This is a genomic window from Mesorhizobium sp. LCM 4576 (assembly GCF_001854815.1).
Taxonomy (GTDB): Bacteria; Pseudomonadota; Alphaproteobacteria; order Rhizobiales; family Rhizobiaceae; genus Mesorhizobium; species Mesorhizobium plurifarium.
On sequence record NZ_MDDT01000057.1, the window covers coordinates 335,746 to 353,358 of the forward strand.

At 64.8% G+C, this 17,613-nt stretch carries 11 protein-coding genes; 9 read left to right on the forward strand and 2 right to left on the reverse strand.

Annotated elements, in window-relative coordinates; translation table 11 throughout:
* The first annotated feature begins 133 nt into the window (after positions 1 to 133).
* The 9 genes from LCM4576_RS27365 to LCM4576_RS27405 all read left to right on the forward strand — a co-directional run bounded on the left by LCM4576_RS27365 (position 134) and on the right by LCM4576_RS27405 (position 15,229).
* Positions 134 to 1,198 carry an ABC transporter permease gene (locus LCM4576_RS27365; RefSeq protein WP_071035570.1) on the forward strand — a complete coding sequence of 355 codons (1,065 nt, stop codon included), beginning with the start codon at positions 134 to 136 and terminating at the stop codon, positions 1,196 to 1,198.
* Positions 1,199 to 1,200: 2 nt separating this feature from the next.
* On the forward strand, positions 1,201 to 1,983 hold the full coding sequence (locus LCM4576_RS27370; protein ID WP_040991245.1) for an ATP-binding cassette domain-containing protein: 783 nt from the start codon (positions 1,201 to 1,203) through the stop codon (positions 1,981 to 1,983).
* A gap of 138 nt (positions 1,984 to 2,121) precedes the next feature.
* Positions 2,122 to 4,584, forward strand: a complete 2,463-nt coding sequence (locus LCM4576_RS27375; RefSeq protein ID WP_071035571.1) for a glycogen/starch/alpha-glucan phosphorylase — start codon at positions 2,122 to 2,124, stop codon at positions 4,582 to 4,584.
* A 74-nt stretch (positions 4,585 to 4,658) separates the two neighbouring features.
* Positions 4,659 to 6,872: a 1,4-alpha-glucan branching protein GlgB gene (gene glgB, locus LCM4576_RS27380; protein WP_071035572.1), complete on the forward strand. Its 2,214-nt coding sequence runs from the start codon at positions 4,659 to 4,661 to the stop codon at positions 6,870 to 6,872.
* 63 nt (positions 6,873 to 6,935) lie between these two features.
* Positions 6,936 to 8,204, forward strand: coding sequence for a glucose-1-phosphate adenylyltransferase (gene glgC / locus LCM4576_RS27385; protein ID WP_071035573.1), 1,269 nt, complete (start codon positions 6,936 to 6,938; stop codon positions 8,202 to 8,204).
* Positions 8,205 to 8,296: 92 nt separating this feature from the next.
* On the forward strand, positions 8,297 to 9,742 hold the full coding sequence (gene glgA / locus LCM4576_RS27390; RefSeq protein WP_071035574.1) for a glycogen synthase GlgA: 1,446 nt from the start codon (positions 8,297 to 8,299) through the stop codon (positions 9,740 to 9,742).
* A gap of 3 nt (positions 9,743 to 9,745) precedes the next feature.
* Positions 9,746 to 11,374: an alpha-D-glucose phosphate-specific phosphoglucomutase gene (locus LCM4576_RS27395; protein ID WP_071035575.1), complete on the forward strand. Its 1,629-nt coding sequence runs from the start codon at positions 9,746 to 9,748 to the stop codon at positions 11,372 to 11,374.
* A 199-nt stretch (positions 11,375 to 11,573) separates the two neighbouring features.
* A complete protein-coding gene (gene glgX / locus LCM4576_RS27400) occupies positions 11,574 to 13,574 on the forward strand; it encodes a glycogen debranching protein GlgX (protein WP_071035576.1) in 2,001 nt (666 codons plus the stop codon).
* Positions 13,574 to 15,229, forward strand: a complete 1,656-nt coding sequence (locus LCM4576_RS27405) for an alpha-glucosidase family protein (RefSeq protein ID WP_071035577.1) — start codon at positions 13,574 to 13,576, stop codon at positions 15,227 to 15,229. Before glgX ends, LCM4576_RS27405 begins: the two co-directional genes overlap by 1 nt.
* Positions 15,230 to 15,237: 8 nt before the next feature.
* Here LCM4576_RS27405 and LCM4576_RS27410 read toward each other — a convergent pair whose 3' ends face one another.
* Positions 15,238 to 16,980 (reverse strand): pilus assembly protein TadG-related protein, encoded by a 1,743-nt coding sequence (locus LCM4576_RS27410; protein ID WP_244510936.1) that lies wholly within the window; start codon positions 16,978 to 16,980, stop codon positions 15,238 to 15,240.
* A 20-nt stretch (positions 16,981 to 17,000) separates the two neighbouring features.
* Positions 17,001 to 17,570, reverse strand: a complete 570-nt coding sequence (locus tag LCM4576_RS27415; RefSeq protein WP_244508428.1) for a TadE/TadG family type IV pilus assembly protein — start codon at positions 17,568 to 17,570, stop codon at positions 17,001 to 17,003.
* Between the last annotated feature and the right edge of the window lie 43 nt (positions 17,571 to 17,613).

Genomic DNA, 17,613 nt, shown 5'->3' on the forward strand with positions numbered 1-17,613 from the left:
GCGGCCGGGGGCTTGATCCCCGGCCGCATCGGGTGGACGATGCATTTTCGTAAGCGCTGATAAGCTCGGCGACAGACCGGAGTGCGCAAACGCGGCACGGAGCCATGACAAGTTCCGTGAGACGGGAGGAGATATGTCTCAAATCCAGGAATTCGAGAAGGTTCTCTCGGGCAGCGATACCAGCGTCGCCGCCTTCGAGGAGCATGGCAAATCGTTTGTCAAACGCGCCCAGCATTTCCTGCATTCCACGCCGGCGGCGGTGCCGCTGATCGTGCTGGTGCTGTCGATCATCATCTTCGGCATCGCCATCGGTGGGCGCTTCTTTTCCTCCTACACGCTGACGCTGATCCTGCAGCAGATCGCCATCGTCGGTATCCTGGGCGCCGCCCAGACGCTGGTCATCCTAACCGCCGGCATCGACCTTTCGATCGGCGTGATCATGGTGATCTCGGCCGTGATCATGGGCAATTGCGCCATCACCTACGGCATGCCGACCATCCTGGCCGTGCTGCTCGGCCTCGYCGCCGGCGCGGCCTGCGGCCTGCTCAACGGCCTGCTCGTCGCCTATATGAAACTGCCGCCTTTCATCGTCACGCTCGGCACGTGGAACATCGTCATGGCGACGAACTTCATCTATTCCGCCAACGAGACGATCCGCGATGCCGACGTCGACGCCCAGGCGCCRCTCCTGCACTTCTTCGCGCTGAGCTTCAGGGTCGGTTCGGCCGTGYTGACGGCCGGCGTCATCGCCATGGTGCTGCTGGTCATGCTGCTCTGGTATGTGCTCAACCACACCGCCTGGGGGCGCCATGTCTATGCCGTAGGCGACGATCCCGAGGCGGCCAAGCTTTCCGGCATCCAGACCAAGTCGGTGCTGATGGCGGTCTACACGCTTGCGGGTCTGATCGCCGCCTTCGCGGCCTGGGTCTCGATCGGCCGCAACGGCTCGATCTCGCCCTCCGCCGCCGTAACCGACTACAATCTGCAGGCCATCACCGCGACGGTGATCGGCGGCATCTCGCTCTTCGGCRGCCGCGGCTCGATCCTTGGCACGCTGTTCGGCGCCATGATCGTCGGCGTCGTCTCGATGGGCCTCAACATGCTGGGCGCCGATCCGCAATGGAAAGTGCTGCTCACCGGCGTGCTGATCATCGGCGCCGTGGCGATCGACCAGTGGATCAGAAAGGTTTCGGTGTAACCATGACCCAGCAGCCCGTTCTCACCGCGCGCGGTCTCACCAAGCGCTACGGCCGCGTGACGGCGCTCAACAACTGTGACTTCGATCTCTATCCGGGCGAAATCCTGGCGGTGATCGGCGACAACGGTGCCGGCAAGTCGACCCTGATCAAGGCGATCTCCGGCGCGGTGATCCCCGACGAGGGGACGATCGAGCTCGACGGCAAGCAGGTGCTGTTCCGCTCGCCCATCGAGGCGCGCGAGGCCGGCATCGAGACGGTCTACCAGAATCTCGCTCTGTCGCCGGCGCTGTCGATCGCCGACAACATGTTTCTTGGCCGCGAGATCCGGAAGCCTGGTCCGCTCGGCAGCTGGTTCCGGATGCTCGACCGTCCGGCGATGGAAAAGCGCGCCCGCGACAAGCTCACCGAGCTCGGCCTGATGACCATCCAGAACATCAGCCAGGCGGTGGAGACGCTGTCCGGCGGCCAGCGCCAGGGTGTGGCGGTGGCGCGCGCCGCCGCCTTCGGTTCGAAAGTCGTGATCATGGACGAGCCGACCGCGGCGCTCGGCGTCAAGGAAAGCCGCCGCGTGCTGGAGCTGATCCTAGACGTCAAGAAGCGCGGCCTGCCGATCGTGCTCATCTCGCACAACATGCCGCACGTCTTCGAGGTAGCCGACCGCATCCATATCCATCGGCTCGGGCGCCGCCTCTGCGTCGTCGACCCCAAGCAGGTTTCGATGTCGGATGCCGTCGCGCTCATGACCGGCGCCAAGAAACCGCCGGAGGATGCGCTGGCGGCTTGATCTCCAGGATGGCTCGATTGCGGCAGGCGGACCGACGCTCGATCGCTAAATCGATTGAACGCATGCTGCAATGCGATAGGATGGGCTGGGAGGAGCGGCGAAAGCCGCTATGATCAGGCTAAATGAACGAGAGGCGAAATGACATCCGCCATGACGATCGAAGTCCCTGTCCTCGACAATCCCGATCCCAAGACGCTCGCTGAAGAGGTCCTGCTGTCGCTCAAATACCGGGTCGGCAAGGACACCACTGTCGCGACGCCCTATGACTGGCTGACGGCCTCGATCAAGGTGGTGCGCGACCGCATCGTCGRCCACTGGATCCAGGCGACCAAGGAAGCCTACGACCAGCAGGAAAAGCGCGTCTATTACCTTTCGCTGGAATTCCTGATCGGGCGTCTGATGCGCGATGYCTTCTCCAATCTCGGCCTGATGGAGAACATGCGCGAGGCGCTGTCCTCGCTCGGCGTCGACCTCGACCTGATCGCGGCGCTGGAGCCGGACGCAGCACTCGGCAATGGCGGTCTCGGCCGTCTCGCCGCCTGCTTCATGGAAAGCATGGCGACCGTCGACATCCCCGCCCATGGCTACGGCATCCGCTATGCCAACGGCATGTTTCGCCAGGAAATCCAGGGCGGCTGGCAGGTCGAGCTGCCCKAGACCTGGCTCGACCACGGCAATCCCTGGGAGTTCGAGYGGCGCGAGCGCTCCTTCGAGGTCGGCTTCGGCGGTTCGGTGGAGTCCATTACCTCCAAGGATGGCCGGCTCGAACGTCATGTCTGGAAGCCGACCGAACATGTGCTGGCCGTCGCCTACGACACGCCTGTGGCCGGCTGGCGCGCCAAGCGCGTCAACACGCTGAGACTCTGGTCCGGCATGCCGATCGACCCGATCCTGCTCGACAAGTTCAACGCCGGCGACCACATCGGCGCGCTGGCCGAAAGCAACAAGGCCGACGCGCTGTCGCGCGTGCTCTATCCGGCCGATTCTCACATGGCCGGCCAGGAGCTGAGGCTGCGGCAGGAATATTTCTTCTCCACCGCCTCGCTGCAGGACATCGTCCAGCGGCATTTGAGCCAGTATGGCGACCTGAAATCGCTGCCCGACAAGGCGGCGATCCACCTCAACGACACCCATCCCGCGGTCGCCGTGCCGGAGCTGATGCGGCTCCTGATGGACGTCCACGGCATGGACTTCGACCTTGCCTGGGACATCACCAAGCGCACCTTCGGCTACACCAACCACACGCTGTTACCCGAGGCGCTGGAAAGCTGGCCGGTGCCGCTGTTCGAGCGGCTTTTGCCGCGCCACATGCAGATCGTCTACGCCATCAACGCGCAGGTGCTGCTCGAGGCCCGCGCCACCAACCAGTTCTCGGGCGATCAGATCGCCCGCATCTCGCTGATCCAGGAAAATGGCGATCGGCGCGTGCGCATGGGCAATCTGGCCTTCGTCGGCTCGCATTCGATCAACGGCGTCTCGGCGCTGCACACCGAGCTGATGAAGGAAACGGTGTTCGCCGATCTCCACAAGCTCTATCCCGACCGCATCAACAACAAGACCAACGGCATCACGCCCAGGCGCTGGCTGATCCAGTGCAATCCGGGCCTGACCACGCTCGCCCGCGAGGCGATCGGCGACCGCTTCATGGACGACATCGAGGCGATCAAGGGACTCGATCCTCTGGCCGACGATGCGGCTTTCCGCGAAAAGTTCGCCGCCGTGAAGCGGCAGAACAAGGCGCGGCTCGCCAACCTCGTCGCAGACCGTCTGGGCATCAGGCTGGACCCGTCGGCGCTGTTCGACATCCAGGTCAAGCGCATCCACGAATACAAGCGCCAGCTGCTCAACATCCTGGAGGCGATCGCGCTCTACGATCAGATCCGCTCGCATCCCGAGCGGGACTGGATGCCGCGCGTGAAGTTCTTCGGCGGTAAGGCGGCGCCGAGCTACCACAACGCCAAGCTGATCATCAARCTGGCCAACGACGTTGCGAAAGTCATCAACGGCGATCCGTCGGTGCGCGRCCTGCTGAAGGTCGTGTTCGTGYCGAACTACAATGTCAGCCTGGCCGAGGTGATGATGCCGGCCGCCGACCTCTCCGAGCAGATCTCGACCGCCGGCATGGAGGCGTCGGGCACCGGCAACATGAAGTTCGCGCTGAACGGCGCGCTCACCATCGGCACACTCGACRGCGCCAATGTCGAGATCAAGGAGCATGTCGGCGACGACAACATCTTCATCTTCGGCCTCACCACGGCCGAAGTCGCCGAGCGGCGCAACAACGGCTACAATCCGCGTGGCGTGATCGAGGCTTCGCCCGAGCTGTCGCAGGCGGTGTCCGCCATTTCCTCCGGCGTCTTCTCGCCCGATGATCCCGGCCGCTATCGCGACCTGATGAACGGCCTCTACCAGAGCGACTGGTTCATGGTGGCCGCCGACTTCGATTCCTACGCCGCCTGCCAGCGCGAGGTCGACGCCGTCTGGCGCAACAGCCCCGACTGGTACGCCCGCRCCATCCGCAACGTCGCCCGCGTCGGCTGGTTCTCGTCCGATCGCACGATCCGCCAATATGCGAAAGAAATCTGGAACGTACCCGTTTGATGTGATTGYATGAGGCCACGACCAATGTGGTCTCGCAGAAAACAAGATAGTGCCCGGGGAGGGAACACCGCCTGATGAGGAAGCCGCGCGCGACCGCTGCGACAAGCGGGCCGGACGGACTGGCGCCAGCCGGCGATGTCGCGGCGATTGTCGCCGGAACGCATGGCGACCCATTCGCRGTTCTGGGCGTGCAGGAGGCCGGCAAGGGTTTCGTCGCCCRCTGCTTCGTGCCCAATGCCGAATTCGTCACCGCCTACACGTTGACCGGCAAGGAGATCGGCGAGCTCTCCCGCCGCGACGACGCCGGCTTCTTCGAGGGCAAGATCTCGATCCGCAAGCGCCAGCCGCTGCGCTATCACGCCAGGAATGCCGGCGGCGACTGGTGGCTGACCGATCCCTATTCCTTCGGTCCGGTGCTCGGCCCGATGGACGATTACTATATGGCCGAAGGCTCGCACTTACGGCTCTTCGACAAGCTCGGCGCCCACATCATCGATCATGAGGGCGCGACCGGCGTGCATTTCGCCGTCTGGGCGCCCAATGCCAGGCGCGTCTCGGTGGTCGGCGCCTTCAACGACTGGGACGGCCGCCGCCACACCATGCGCGACCGCAAGGACACCGGCATCTGGGAGCTGTTCATCCCCGATCTCGTCGCCGGCCAGCCCTACAAGTTCGAGATCATCGGGCCTGACGGCGTGCGCCTGCCGCTCAAGGCCGACCCGTTCGCCTTCGAGTCGGAACTGCGCCCGGCGACCGCTTCGGTGACGGCGCCGCCGATGGCGCATCAATGGGGCGACGAGGCGCATCGCGGCTACTGGCGCAAGGCCGATCCGCGGCGCGAGGCGATCTCGATCTACGAGGTTCATGCCGGTTCCTGGCAGCGCCGCGACGACGGCACGTTCCTGTCCTGGGACGAGCTCGCCGCGCGGCTGATCCCCTACGTKGTCGACACCGGCTTCACTCATATCGAGTTCCTGYCGATCTCGGAGCACCCTTACGATCCGTCCTGGGGCTACCAGACCACCGGCCTTTATGCGCCGACGGCCCGTTTCGGCGATCCCGACGGCTTCGCCCGCTTCGTCGACGGCGCGCACCGCGCCGGCATCGGCGTCATCCTCGACTGGGTGCCGGCGCATTTCCCGGTCGACGAGCATGGGCTGGTGAAATTCGACGGCACCGCGCTTTACGAGCACGCCGACCCGCGCCAGGGTTTCCACCCGGACTGGAACACCGCCATATACAATTTCGGCCGCCGCGAGGTGGTGTCGTTCCTGGTCAACAACGCGCTGTTCTGGGCCGAGAAATACCATGTCGACGGCCTGCGCGTCGACGCGGTCGCCTCGATGCTCTACCTCGATTATTCGCGCAAGGCGGGCGAGTGGATCCCCAACGAGAAGGGCGGGCGCGAGAACCTGCAGGCCGTCTCCTTCCTGCAGAAGATGAACAAGGAGCTCTACGGCCACCACCCCGGCGTGATGACGATCGCCGAGGAATCGACCTCATGGCCGAAAGTGTCGCGTCCCGTGCATGAGGGCGGGCTCGGCTTCGGCTTCAAGTGGAACATGGGCTTCATGCATGACACTTTGGAGTATCTCTCCAAGGAGCCGATCTTCCGCAAGCACCACCACAACGACATCACCTTCGGCCTGGTCTACGCCTTTTCTGAGAATTTCGTGCTGCCGCTGTCGCATGACGAGGTCGTGCACGGCAAAGGCACGCTGCTMCACAAGATGGCCGGCGACGACTGGCAGAAGTTCGCCACGCTGCGCGCCTATTACGCCTTCATGTGGGGCTATCMCGGCAAGAAGCTGTTGTTCATGGGCCAGGAATTCGCCCAGCGCCGCGAATGGAGCGAGGAACGCGCGCTCGACTGGAACCTGCTCGAATTCGCGCCGCATCGCGGCGTCTGGCAGACCGTGCGCGACTTGAACTACCTCTACCGCTCGCGCCCGGCGCTGCATGCGCGCGACTGCGAGCCGGAGGGCTTCTCCTGGCTGATCGTCGACGACCGTGACAATTCGGTCTTCGCCTGGCTGCGCAGCGCGCCGGACGGCAACCCGATCGCCGTCATCGCCAATTTCACGCCGGTGCCGCGCGAGAACTATCGCGTGCCGCTGCCGCAGGCGGGAAAATGGCGCGAAATCATCAATACGGATGCCGCCGACTATGGCGGCTCCGGCATGGGCAATGGCGGCATGGTCGAGGCGAGCGGCGAAGGGGGCGGCGTATCGGCGACGATGCTTCTGCCGCCGCTGTCGACGATCATGCTGGAATTCGTCACGGACTGAAGCAGATGATGTCTCATCCTGCCCTTGCAACGGTCCGGGCAGCTTGTTTGGGAGGGTAACAAAATGGCAGAGATCAAAAGAACCCAGCCGCTGGCGCGTGATGCCATGGCCTATGTGCTGGCCGGCGGCCGCGGCAGCCGCCTCAAGGAGCTGACCGACCGGCGCGCCAAGCCCGCCGTCTATTTCGGCGGCAAGACGCGCATCATCGACTTTGCGCTCTCCAATGCGCTGAACTCCGGCATCCGCCGCCTAGGCGTCGCCACCCAGTACAAGGCGCATTCGCTGATCCGCCACCTGCAGCGCGGCTGGAACTTCCTGCGGCCCGAGCGAAACGAAAGCTTCGACATCCTGCCGGCATCGCAGCGCGTCTCGGAGACCCAGTGGTATGAAGGCACGGCCGACGCCGTCTACCAGAACATCGACATCATCGAGGCCTACGGCCCCGAATACATGGTGATTCTCGCCGGCGACCACATCTATAAGATGGACTACGAGCTGATGCTGCGCCARCATGTCGACGCCGGCGCCGATGTTACCGTCGGTTGCCTGGAGGTGCCGCGCATGGAGGCGACCGGCTTCGGCGTCATGCATGTCGATGCCAAGGACAACATCATYGCCTTCGTCGAAAAGCCGGCCGATCCGCCGGGCATCCCGGACAAGCCGGAGTTCGCGCTCGCCTCGATGGGCATCTATGTCTTCAAGACCAAGTTCCTGATGGAGYAGCTGCGCCGCGACGCCGCCGAGCCCGGCTCCAGCCGCGACTTCGGCAAGGACATCATCCCCTATATCGTGCAGCACGGTAAGGCGATCGCCCACCGCTTCGCCAAGTCCTGCGTGYGCTCCTCGCATGAGGCCGAGCCCTACTGGCGCGACGTCGGAACGGTGGACGCCTATTGGGAAGCCAATATCGACCTGACCGACGTCACGCCCGAGCTCGACCTTTACGACCGCGACTGGCCGATCTGGACCTATGCTGAATTGAAGCCGCCGGCAAAGTTCGTGCATGACGAGGACGGCCGCCGCGGCGAGGCGATCTCCTCGCTGGTCTCCGGCGACTGCATCGTCTCCGGCGCCTCGCTCCGCCGCAGCCTGATCTTCACCGGCGCCCGCATCAATTCCTACTCCAAGCTCGAGGAAGTGGTGATGCTGCCCGACGTTACCGTCGGCCGCAACGCCCGCCTCACGCGCGTCGTCATCGACCACGGCGTGCAGATTCCCGAGGGGCTGGTGGTCGGCGAGGATCCGGCGCTCGACGCCAAGCGTTTTCGCGTATCGGAAAAGGGCATCTGCCTGATCACGCAGGACATGATCAACAAGCTGTCGACCCCGTAGGGTCGGTCTTGCCGATCAACCCTATCGGGTTGACGGCTTGATCAACAGATTGTCACTTTGACCTGTCACGTTGAGATCGGAATGTGGAGCGCATGCAGGTTCTGTCGGTCACGCCCGAAATCTTTCCGCTGATCAAGACCGGCGGGCTTGCCGACGTCACCGGCGCTCTGCCGATCGCGCTGGCCGGGAAGGGCGTGGCGATGCGCACGCTGGTTCCCGGCTATCCCGTCGTGATGGCGGCTTTCGCCAAGAAGAAACCCGTCTACCAGTATCCGCTGCTGCAAGGCGGCAAGGCTGCGATCCATGCCGTCAAGATCGGCGATCTCGACCTCTTCATTTTGGACGCGCCGCATCTGTTCGATCGCCAGGGCGGCCCTTACGGCACCGCTTCCGGCGCCGACTGGCCCGACAACTGGCGCCGCTTCGCGGCGCTCAGCCAGGCCGGCGGCGACATCGCGGGCGGCGCGATCTCCGGCTACCAGCCCGACATCGTGCATGCGCATGACTGGCAGTCGGCGATGACGTTGGCCTATATGCGCTACGGCAAGGCGGTCGGCGTGCCGTCGCTGATCACCGTACACAATCTGGCCTTCCAGGGGCAGTTCGGCGCCGGCATCTTCGGCGAGCTCGGCCTGCCGGGCGTGGCGATGCAGCTCGACGGCGTCGAATACTATGGCGGCGTCGGCTTCCTGAAGGYCGGTCTCCAGGCCGCCTGGGCGATCACCACGGTGAGCCCGACCTATGCGCAGGAAATCCGTTCGCCGGAATTCGGYATGGGCCTCGACGGCCTGATCAACATGCGCGCCAGCGACCTCTACGGCATCGTCAACGKCATCGACGTCGACATCTGGAACCCTCAGACAGACAAGCATCTGGTCGCCAATTATTCGGCCGATACGCTTGCAGCGCGCGCCAAGAACCGCAAGGCGGTCGAAGAGCGGTTCGGTCTGGAGGCGGACGGCAGCCCGATCGTCTGCGTCGTCAGCCGGCTGACCTGGCAGAAGGGCATGGACATCCTGGCCGCGGTCGTCGACGGGATCGTCGCCGCTGGCGCGCGCCTTGTCATCCTCGGCTCGGGCGACGCTGGCCTTGAAGGCACGCTGCTTGCCGCCGCGGCGCGGCACCGCGGCCGCGTCGGCGTCGTCGTCGGTTATGACGAAGGCCTCTCGCATGTCATGCAGGGCGGCTGCGACGCCATCGTCATCCCGTCCCGCTTCGAGCCCTGCGGGCTGACCCAGCTTTACGGCCTGCGCTATGGCTGTGTGCCGGTCGTCGCCAGGACCGGCGGTTTGGCCGACACCATCATCGACGCCAACGAGGCCGCCTTGTCGGCCGGTGTCGCCACCGGCTTCCAGTTCGYGCCCAACAATGGCGGCGCGATGCTCCATGCCATCCAGCGGCTGGTCGAGCAGCACGCCCGGCCGGCGGTCTGGGCTTCGATCCAGCGCCAGGGCATGAAGGCCGATGTCTCCTGGGACAGGAGCGCCGAAAAATACGTTGAACTCTATCGCTTGCTGCTTTCGAAAAGGGCTGCCTGAGGCATGATCAAAACCGTCCCCACCAAACCCTATACCGACCAGAAGCCAGGCACGTCCGGCCTGCGCAAGAAGGTGCCCGTTTTCCAGCAGGAGCACTATGCCGAGAACTTCATCCAGTCGATCTTCGATGCGTTGGACGGTTTTGAGGGAAAGACGCTGGTGATCGGCGGCGACGGCCGCTTCTACAATCGCGAGGTCATCCAGAAGGCCATCGCGATTGCCGCCGGCAACGGCTTCGGCAAGGTGATGGTCGGGCAGGGCGGGATTCTCTCCACACCCGCCGCCTCCAACATCATCCGCAAATACAAGACCTTCGGCGGCATCATCCTGTCGGCCAGCCACAATCCGGGCGRCCCGCATGAGGATTTCGGCATCAAGTACAATGCCGGCAATGGCGGCCCGGCGCCGGAAAAGATCACCGACGCGATTTTCRCCAAGTCGAAGGAGATCAAGAGCTTCAAGATCGCCGATATCGGCGAGATCGACCTCGATAAGATCGGCACGGTAAAAGCCGGCGACATGACGGTCGAGATCTTCGACCCGGWCAAGGATTACGCCGAGCTGATGGAAAGCCTGTTCGATTTCGAGGCGCTGCGTAAGCTCTTCAAGTCGGGCTTCCGCATGCGCTTCGACGCCATGCACGCCGTGACTGGTCCCTATGCCAAGGAGATCCTCGAACGCCGCCTCGGCGCGCCGGACGGCACCTGCCGCAACTTCAAGCCGCTGCCGGATTTCGGCGGCCACCATCCCGATCCGAACCTGGTCCACGCAAAGCACCTCTATGACGAGATGATGGGGCCCGACGCGCCGGATTTCGGCGCCGCTTCCGACGGCGACGGTGACCGCAACCTGATCATCGGCAGGGGCATCTTCGTCACGCCGTCGGATTCGGTGGCGATGCTTGCCGCCAATGCCAAACTGGCGCCGGGCTACAAGGACGGCTTGAAGGGCATTGCCCGCTCAATGCCCACCAGCGGCGCCGCCGACCGCGTCGCCGAAAAGCTCGGCATCGGCATCTACGAGACGCCGACCGGCTGGAAGTTCTTCGGCAACCTGCTCGACGCCGGCATGGCGACCATCTGCGGCGAGGAAAGCGCCGGCACCGGCTCCAACCATGTGCGCGAGAAGGACGGGCTGTGGGCCGTGCTTTTGTGGCTCAATATCCTCGCCGCGCGCGGCGAGAGCTGCAAGGACATCGTCACCAAGCATTGGGCGACTTACGGCCGCAACTACTATTCGCGCCACGATTATGAGGAGGTCGAAAGCGATCGCGCCAACGCGCTGGTGGACGAACTGCGGGCTAAGCTCGGCTCGCTGCCGGGCTCGACCATGCGCGGCCTGAAAATCGCCAAGGCCGACGATTTCGCCTATCACGATCCGGTCGACGGCTCGGTGAGCGAGCATCAGGGCATCCGGATCCTGTTCGAAGGCGGCTCGCGCGTCGTGCTTCGCCTCTCCGGCACCGGCACCTCGGGTGCGACGCTGCGCGTTTATATCGAGCGCTACGAGCCGGAGAAGACGCGCCACGACCTCGACACCCAGGAAGCGCTCGCCGATCTGATCGCCGCCGCCGACGACATCGCCGGCATCAAGAGCCACACCGGCCGCGACAAGCCGAGCGTGATTACTTGAGGGTGCAAGAGAAGGCTCCCCCTTCTCCCCTTGTGGGAGAAGGTGGCCGAGCGAAGCTCGGACGGATGAGGGGTGCTCCAGCTTGGCGCACACCGACGCCTGAAGCACCGGCGCCTCATTCCTTCCAACACCCCTCATCCGTYTCGGCGCTGCGCGCCGATCCACCTTCTCCCACAAGGGGAGAAGGGGAGGCGCGCGCATGACCCAGCTCGGCGCCACCATCACACCCGACGGCATCCGCTTTGCCGTCTGGTCCTCATCGGCGCGACGCCTCTGGGTCTCGCTTTTCGACGACAGCGGGGCTCGCGAACTCGATCGGCTGGAGCTGAAGCCGGAAGGCGAGGGCGTGTATGCGCTGCTTGTCTCTGGCCTCGGCGACGGCACGCGTTACGGCTTTCGCGCCGACGGCGACTACGCGCCCGAACGGGGTCTGTGGTTCGACCCGGATAAGCTTCTCACCGACCCCTATGCCGTTGAGGTCGATCGTCCATACCAATACCATTGGCGGCTTGCCGCCAAACGCAACGAAGGCGCCGATACAGCCTCGCTGATGCCGAAGGCCGTAGCGCGGTCCCTGCCCAAGCCGGTGCCGGCCAAGCCGCCGCTGTTCCAACCCGGCGGCCTGATCTACGAGCTCAATGTCCGCTCTTTCACCAGGCTGCACCCGGACGTCCCGGAAGCGCAGCGCGGCACCGTCGCGGCGCTTGCCCATCCGGCCATCATCGAGCACCTGAAGCGTCTCGGCGTCTCGGCCGTGGAACTGATGCCGGTCACCGCATGGATCGACGAGCGGCATCTGCCGCCGCTCGGCCTCGGCAACGCCTGGGGCTACAATCCCGTCACCTTCATGGCGCTCGATCCACGCCTGGCGCCTGGCGGCCTTAAGGAGTTGCGCGACACCGTCGCCGCGCTGCGCAAGGCGGGCATCGGCACCATCCTCGACCTCGTCTTCAACCACACCGGCGAGAGCGACCGGCTCGGGCCGACGCTGTCGCTGCGCGGGCTCGACGCGCTGGCTTACTACCGGCATCAGCCGGATGGCAGGCTGGTCAACGACACCGGCACCGGCAACACCGTCGCCTGCGACCATCCGGTGGTGCGCGAGATGGTGCTCGATACGCTGCGCCACTTCGTCCGCTTCGCCGGCGTAGACGGCTTCCGCTTCGATCTGGCGCCGGTGCTCGGCCGCGTCGACGGCGCTTTCGATCCGGAAGCGCCGCTGCTCCGGGACATTGCCGGTGATCCTGTGCTCGCCGACCGCGTGCTGATCGCCGAACCGTGGGATATCGGCCCGAACGGCTACCAGCTCGGCAATTTCCGCCCGCCCTATCTGGAATGGAACGACCGCTACCGCGACGATGTCAGGCGCTTCTGGCGCGGCGATGCCGGCGCGATCGGCGCCTTGGCCACCCGGCTTGCCGGTTCTTCGGATGTCTTCGGCAGGGAGGACGGTCCGGTCAGCCGCACGGTCAACTTCATCGCCGCGCATGACGGCATGACGCTGGCCGACATCGTCGCTTACGAGCGCAAGCATAACGAAGCCAATGGCGAGCAGAATCGCGACGGCCACAACGACAATCTGTCCTGGAACAACGGCGTCGAGGGCGAAACGGGCGATGAGGCGATCAGCRTGTCCCGTTCCGGCGACCGGCGCGCGTTGCTCGCCACGCTTTTCGCCTCGCGCGGCACCATCATGCTGACGGCCGGCGACGAGTTCGGCCGCACGCAGAAAGGCAACAACAACGCCTATGCGCAGGACAACGCCATCACCTGGCTCGACTGGGYCGGCCGCGATCACGCGCTCGAGCAATATGCATCGTCGCTCGCTACGCTGCGCCGGGCCTTTCCTGCGCTGACGGATAYGCACTTCCTGACCGGCGAGCCCGCCGACGGATCGGAAATCCCCGACGTCGCCTGGCTGACCGAGACCGGCGCGCCGCCCGGCGAGGCCGACTGGAACGATCCCGGCCGCCATCGCCTCGTCATGTTGCTCGGCGACAACGAGGGCGGCCGCCTTGCCGTGATGATCAATGGCGACCGCCGGCAATGCGTCTTCACCTTGCCCGCGCGGGATGGCTTCGAGTGGCTCCCGGCGGTCGAGACGCAGCCGGTCGATCTTGCGCGGCCGTTACCCGGCCGCAGTGTCGGTTTCATGATCGAGCGGCGTGCCGCTGGATCAGGCAACAGGAAGGGCTCGTGATGGCTGGCGACAATTCCGGGCAAGGGAGYGAATGGTGGCGCGGCTGCGTCATCTACCAGGTCTATCCGCGCTCATTCCAGGATACGACCGGCAACGGCAGCGGCGACCTCAAGGGCATCACCGCGCGGCTCGCCCATWTCGCCTCGCTCGGTGTCGACGCGRTCTGGCTGTCGCCCTTCTTCAAGTCGCCGATGGCCGACATGGGCTATGATGTGTCGGACTACCGCGATGTCGATCCGATGTTCGGGACGCTGGAGGATTTCGATGCGCTGGTCGCCGAGGCGCACCGGCTCGGCCTGAAGCTCATCATCGACCAGGTGATCTCGCACTCTTCCGACAAGCACGAATGGTTCGTCGAAAGCCGCGCCAGCCGCGACAGCGCCAAGGCGGACTGGTATGTCTGGGCCGATGCGAAGCCGGACGGCAGCGCGCCCAACAATTGGCAATCGCTGTTCGGCGGCCCCGCCTGGGAGTGGGACGCCACCCGCCGGCAATATTACATGCACAACTTCCTGGCCGCCCAGCCGGACTTGAATTTCCACAACCCGGCGGTCCAGGACGCGCTGCTCGACACCGTGCGCTTCTGGCTGGAGCGCGGCGTCGACGGCTTTCGGCTCGATACGGTCAACTACTATGTCCACGACCGCTGGCTGCGCGACAACCCGCCTTTGGCCTCAAGCGTCGCCGGCACCAACGGGGCGACCAGCACCTATGCCTTCCAGGAGCATCTCTTCGACAAGACGCGCCCCGAGAACCTCGATTTCCTGAAACGCTTCCGCGCGCTGCTTGACGAATATCCGGGCCGCGCCGCGGTCGGCGAGGTGGGTGACGAGGAGCGTTCGCTGCAGACGCTCGCCGCCTATGTCTCCGGCGGCGACAAATTGCAGATGTGCTACACGTTCGACCTGCTCAGTCCGCAATTTTCCGCCGCCCATGTGCGCGGCTGCGTCGAGGCGTTCGAGACGACCGCCCCGGACGGCTGGGTTTGCTGGGCCTTCTCCAACCATGATGTCGTGCGCCATGTCAGCCGCTGGACGCGGCCCGGCGAGAGCTCCGACGCGGTGGCGAAATTCTCGATCGCGCTGCTGTCATGCCTGCGCGGCTCGATCTGCCTCTATCAGGGCGAGGAACTGGGGCTGGAGGAGGCGGAGCTCGCCTATGAGGATCTGCGCGATCCCGTCGGCATTCGCTTCTGGCCGGGCGTGAAGGGCAGGGACGGCTGCCGCACGCCGATGGTCTGGGAAGCGGAGGCCGAGAATGCCGGTTTTTCGACGGCCAAGCCMTGGCTGCCGGTGCCGCAGGCGCATCGCGCCCGGGCGGTCGACGTCGAGAATGGCGAGGAGCGTTCGGTGCTTGCCGCCTATCGGTCGATCCTTGCCCTGCGCAAAGCCCATCCGGCGCTGATCGAAGGCTCGATCCRCTTTCTCGATGCCGACGGCGATGTGCTCGCTTTCCTGCGCGAGCGCGACGGCGAAAGGCTGCTTTGCGTTTTCAATTTCTCGGCCGAGGCCACAGGTTGGGCGCTGCCCGCGGAGATCGGCGAGGCCGAGATAACGGCCTTTGACATCGACGCCGCCGGCGTTCTTACCGGTGTCGTCGAGGAGAGCGCGGTGGCGCTGCCGCCTCTGGGCAGTTTCGTCGGCAGAGTTGGCTGACGCTTGACCTACTGGACGAGCACCGAGCGACCGCAGGTCGCGCCGGTCACGCGCACATCGGCCTCGCCGACCCGGACGCCAAGCGCGCCGAGCACATTGTAGAGCAGGCTGTCCACCGGCGCGGTCACGCCGTTGAGCAGCGTCGTCACCGCCGGTTTCACCGTGCCGAGCAGGGCGGTCACGTCGAGGCCGAGCCCCAGCGCGTTGACCGAAAGCGACAGCTTGTTGACCAGCGATGTCGTCAGCGACTGCGTCAGGTTCTTCGTCGACACCGTCTTGATCGCCTTGTTGGCGATGTCGGTAGCGTTGTAGGTCAGTGTGGTCGGCGTCATGTTGGTGGCCGAGAAGGCCGACGATCCGGTGATCTGCAGCAGATTGAGGTTGATCAGCAACAGCTTGAGGCTGACATCCGCAATCTCCGCGTCGGAAAAGGTTTGCGGCTTGGTGAAGTCGGCGAAACCGCTGGCGCTGCTGTTGGCGAGATGGGCTACGACCACGCCCGGCTGCGCGGCGATCGAGACCTTGATGCTGGAGGGACCGGTCGGGCAGGTGATATCGGTCAGCTTGGCCTCCGCATAGGCGACTTCGACATTGAGCGGCAGGTTGACGGCAAGCAGGTTGATGCCGCCGCCGAGATTGGAATTGCCGAGCGTAACGCTGGYGTTGAGCTTGATGCGGGTCTGCGCCGTGCGCACCACGGTGCCGGCTTCTCCCACCGCCAGCCAGRCCGAGTTCTGCATCGGCTCGCCGATGGCGATCGCAAGCGTCGTCGATGCYAGCCCCGGTATGGTGGCGCCGAGATTGACCGCGACCTGGTTCGTGCCGTTGGCCAGAGCGGCGGCGGCGGTGAGCATGGTGAGCGCGCTGGCATTGACCGACAGCCCGGCCGGCTTTTGCCCGATGCCGAGATCGCCGACGGAGCCGAGATCGATGAGGGTGCTGAGCGGAATCTTGACGGTGTTGGTGGCGCTGGAAGCCATGGTCTGCAGGGCGATCTTGGCCGTGCGGTCCAACCCGGGCACGTTGGCCATGGCGGTGGCGATCTGGCCGATCGTTGCCTTGGAGGCGAGCACGTCGGAATAGCTCACACCGGTCAGGTGCAATTGCGTCGCCAGCGCGTCGGTGAACGAAAGAACGTCGACATCGGCCGACACCAGTGAATTGTAGTCCATCACGCTGAGCGAGATGTTGCCGCCGAGAAGGCCGCCGAGAAGCGCGTTGAGAATGCCGCCATTGAGGCTGGCAAGCCGCGAGCCGACCGAAAACGCCGCTTGCGGCTGCGCACTGGCGATTGCGGTCGTGCCGAGGGTGGGCGGCGCCATGATCGAGCCGGCGAAGTAGAGCGTGCCTCGCTTCTTCAGCGAAACCTGCACGGCATTGTAGGGCAGCTTGCCCGCCTCGAACCGGCTGCCGGCGGCAATGGTGCTGACGCCCGTGTAGCGCCCCGGCACGATCTGGACGACAGCCTTGGTGGCGGTCGGCGCCACAGTGGTGCCTTGTTGCTGTACGGCGACCGAGGTGATGCCATTGTCGGCGAGCGTCGTCAGCACCGCCTGCTGGGCATTGGTGATGTTCGAGGCCGCGGCGATGGCGGCAAGGTCGACGATCGACTGCGCGGCCCGGCGCTCGTTGTAGAGCGAGCCTTCGTCGATCGCGAAGGCGGTCAGCGCCAGCGCCACCGGCGCGCATAGCGCCGTCATGACGGCGAAATTCGCGCTACGGTCGGCGACGAGCCTACGCGTCGCCGCCATCAATCCCCCCTTGACCGGCATCATATGCCTCCGACACGGATCGTCGACTGGCGCTGGATCGTCGTGCCCGGCAGCGGCAGCGTCTTGAACAGGTTCCAGATCGGCAGGTTGCGTGCATCGTAGGTGACCGAAACCACGAACTGGCTGCCGTCGGCGACACTGTCCTGCGCTTTGACGGTCAGCTTGTTGGGATCGACGAAGGGATAGCCCGAGACGTCGTGTGCGATGAAATCGGTGACCAGCGCCTGTCGCTCGGTCTGGTTCAGGCCGGCAATCGCCGTGCGCGCCGCGTCGGCGGCGATCTGCTGCACGGAGTGGCTGGCGCCAAAATAGATTCCGTATGCAACCATGCCGAGCAGAAGCAGGATGAAGATCGGCGCAAGCATGGCGAATTCGATTGCCGATGTGCCCGTGGCGTCAGCCCGGAAACGACACCACGAAGCAGGGAATTTTCGGTTTTTCAGCATGATGCGGAGAATGCCAAAACCTGCCTGCAAAAACAGAAAACGCGTCGAACAACCGGCAGGTGTGCCAAGTTGAAGACAAGCTCTAAGCTTTAGTTTTCGCTGTTTTAGCGTGATGACGCTCACTCTGCGTCAAGCAGGCAATGGTTGAAATAAGATTTCCCTCTGT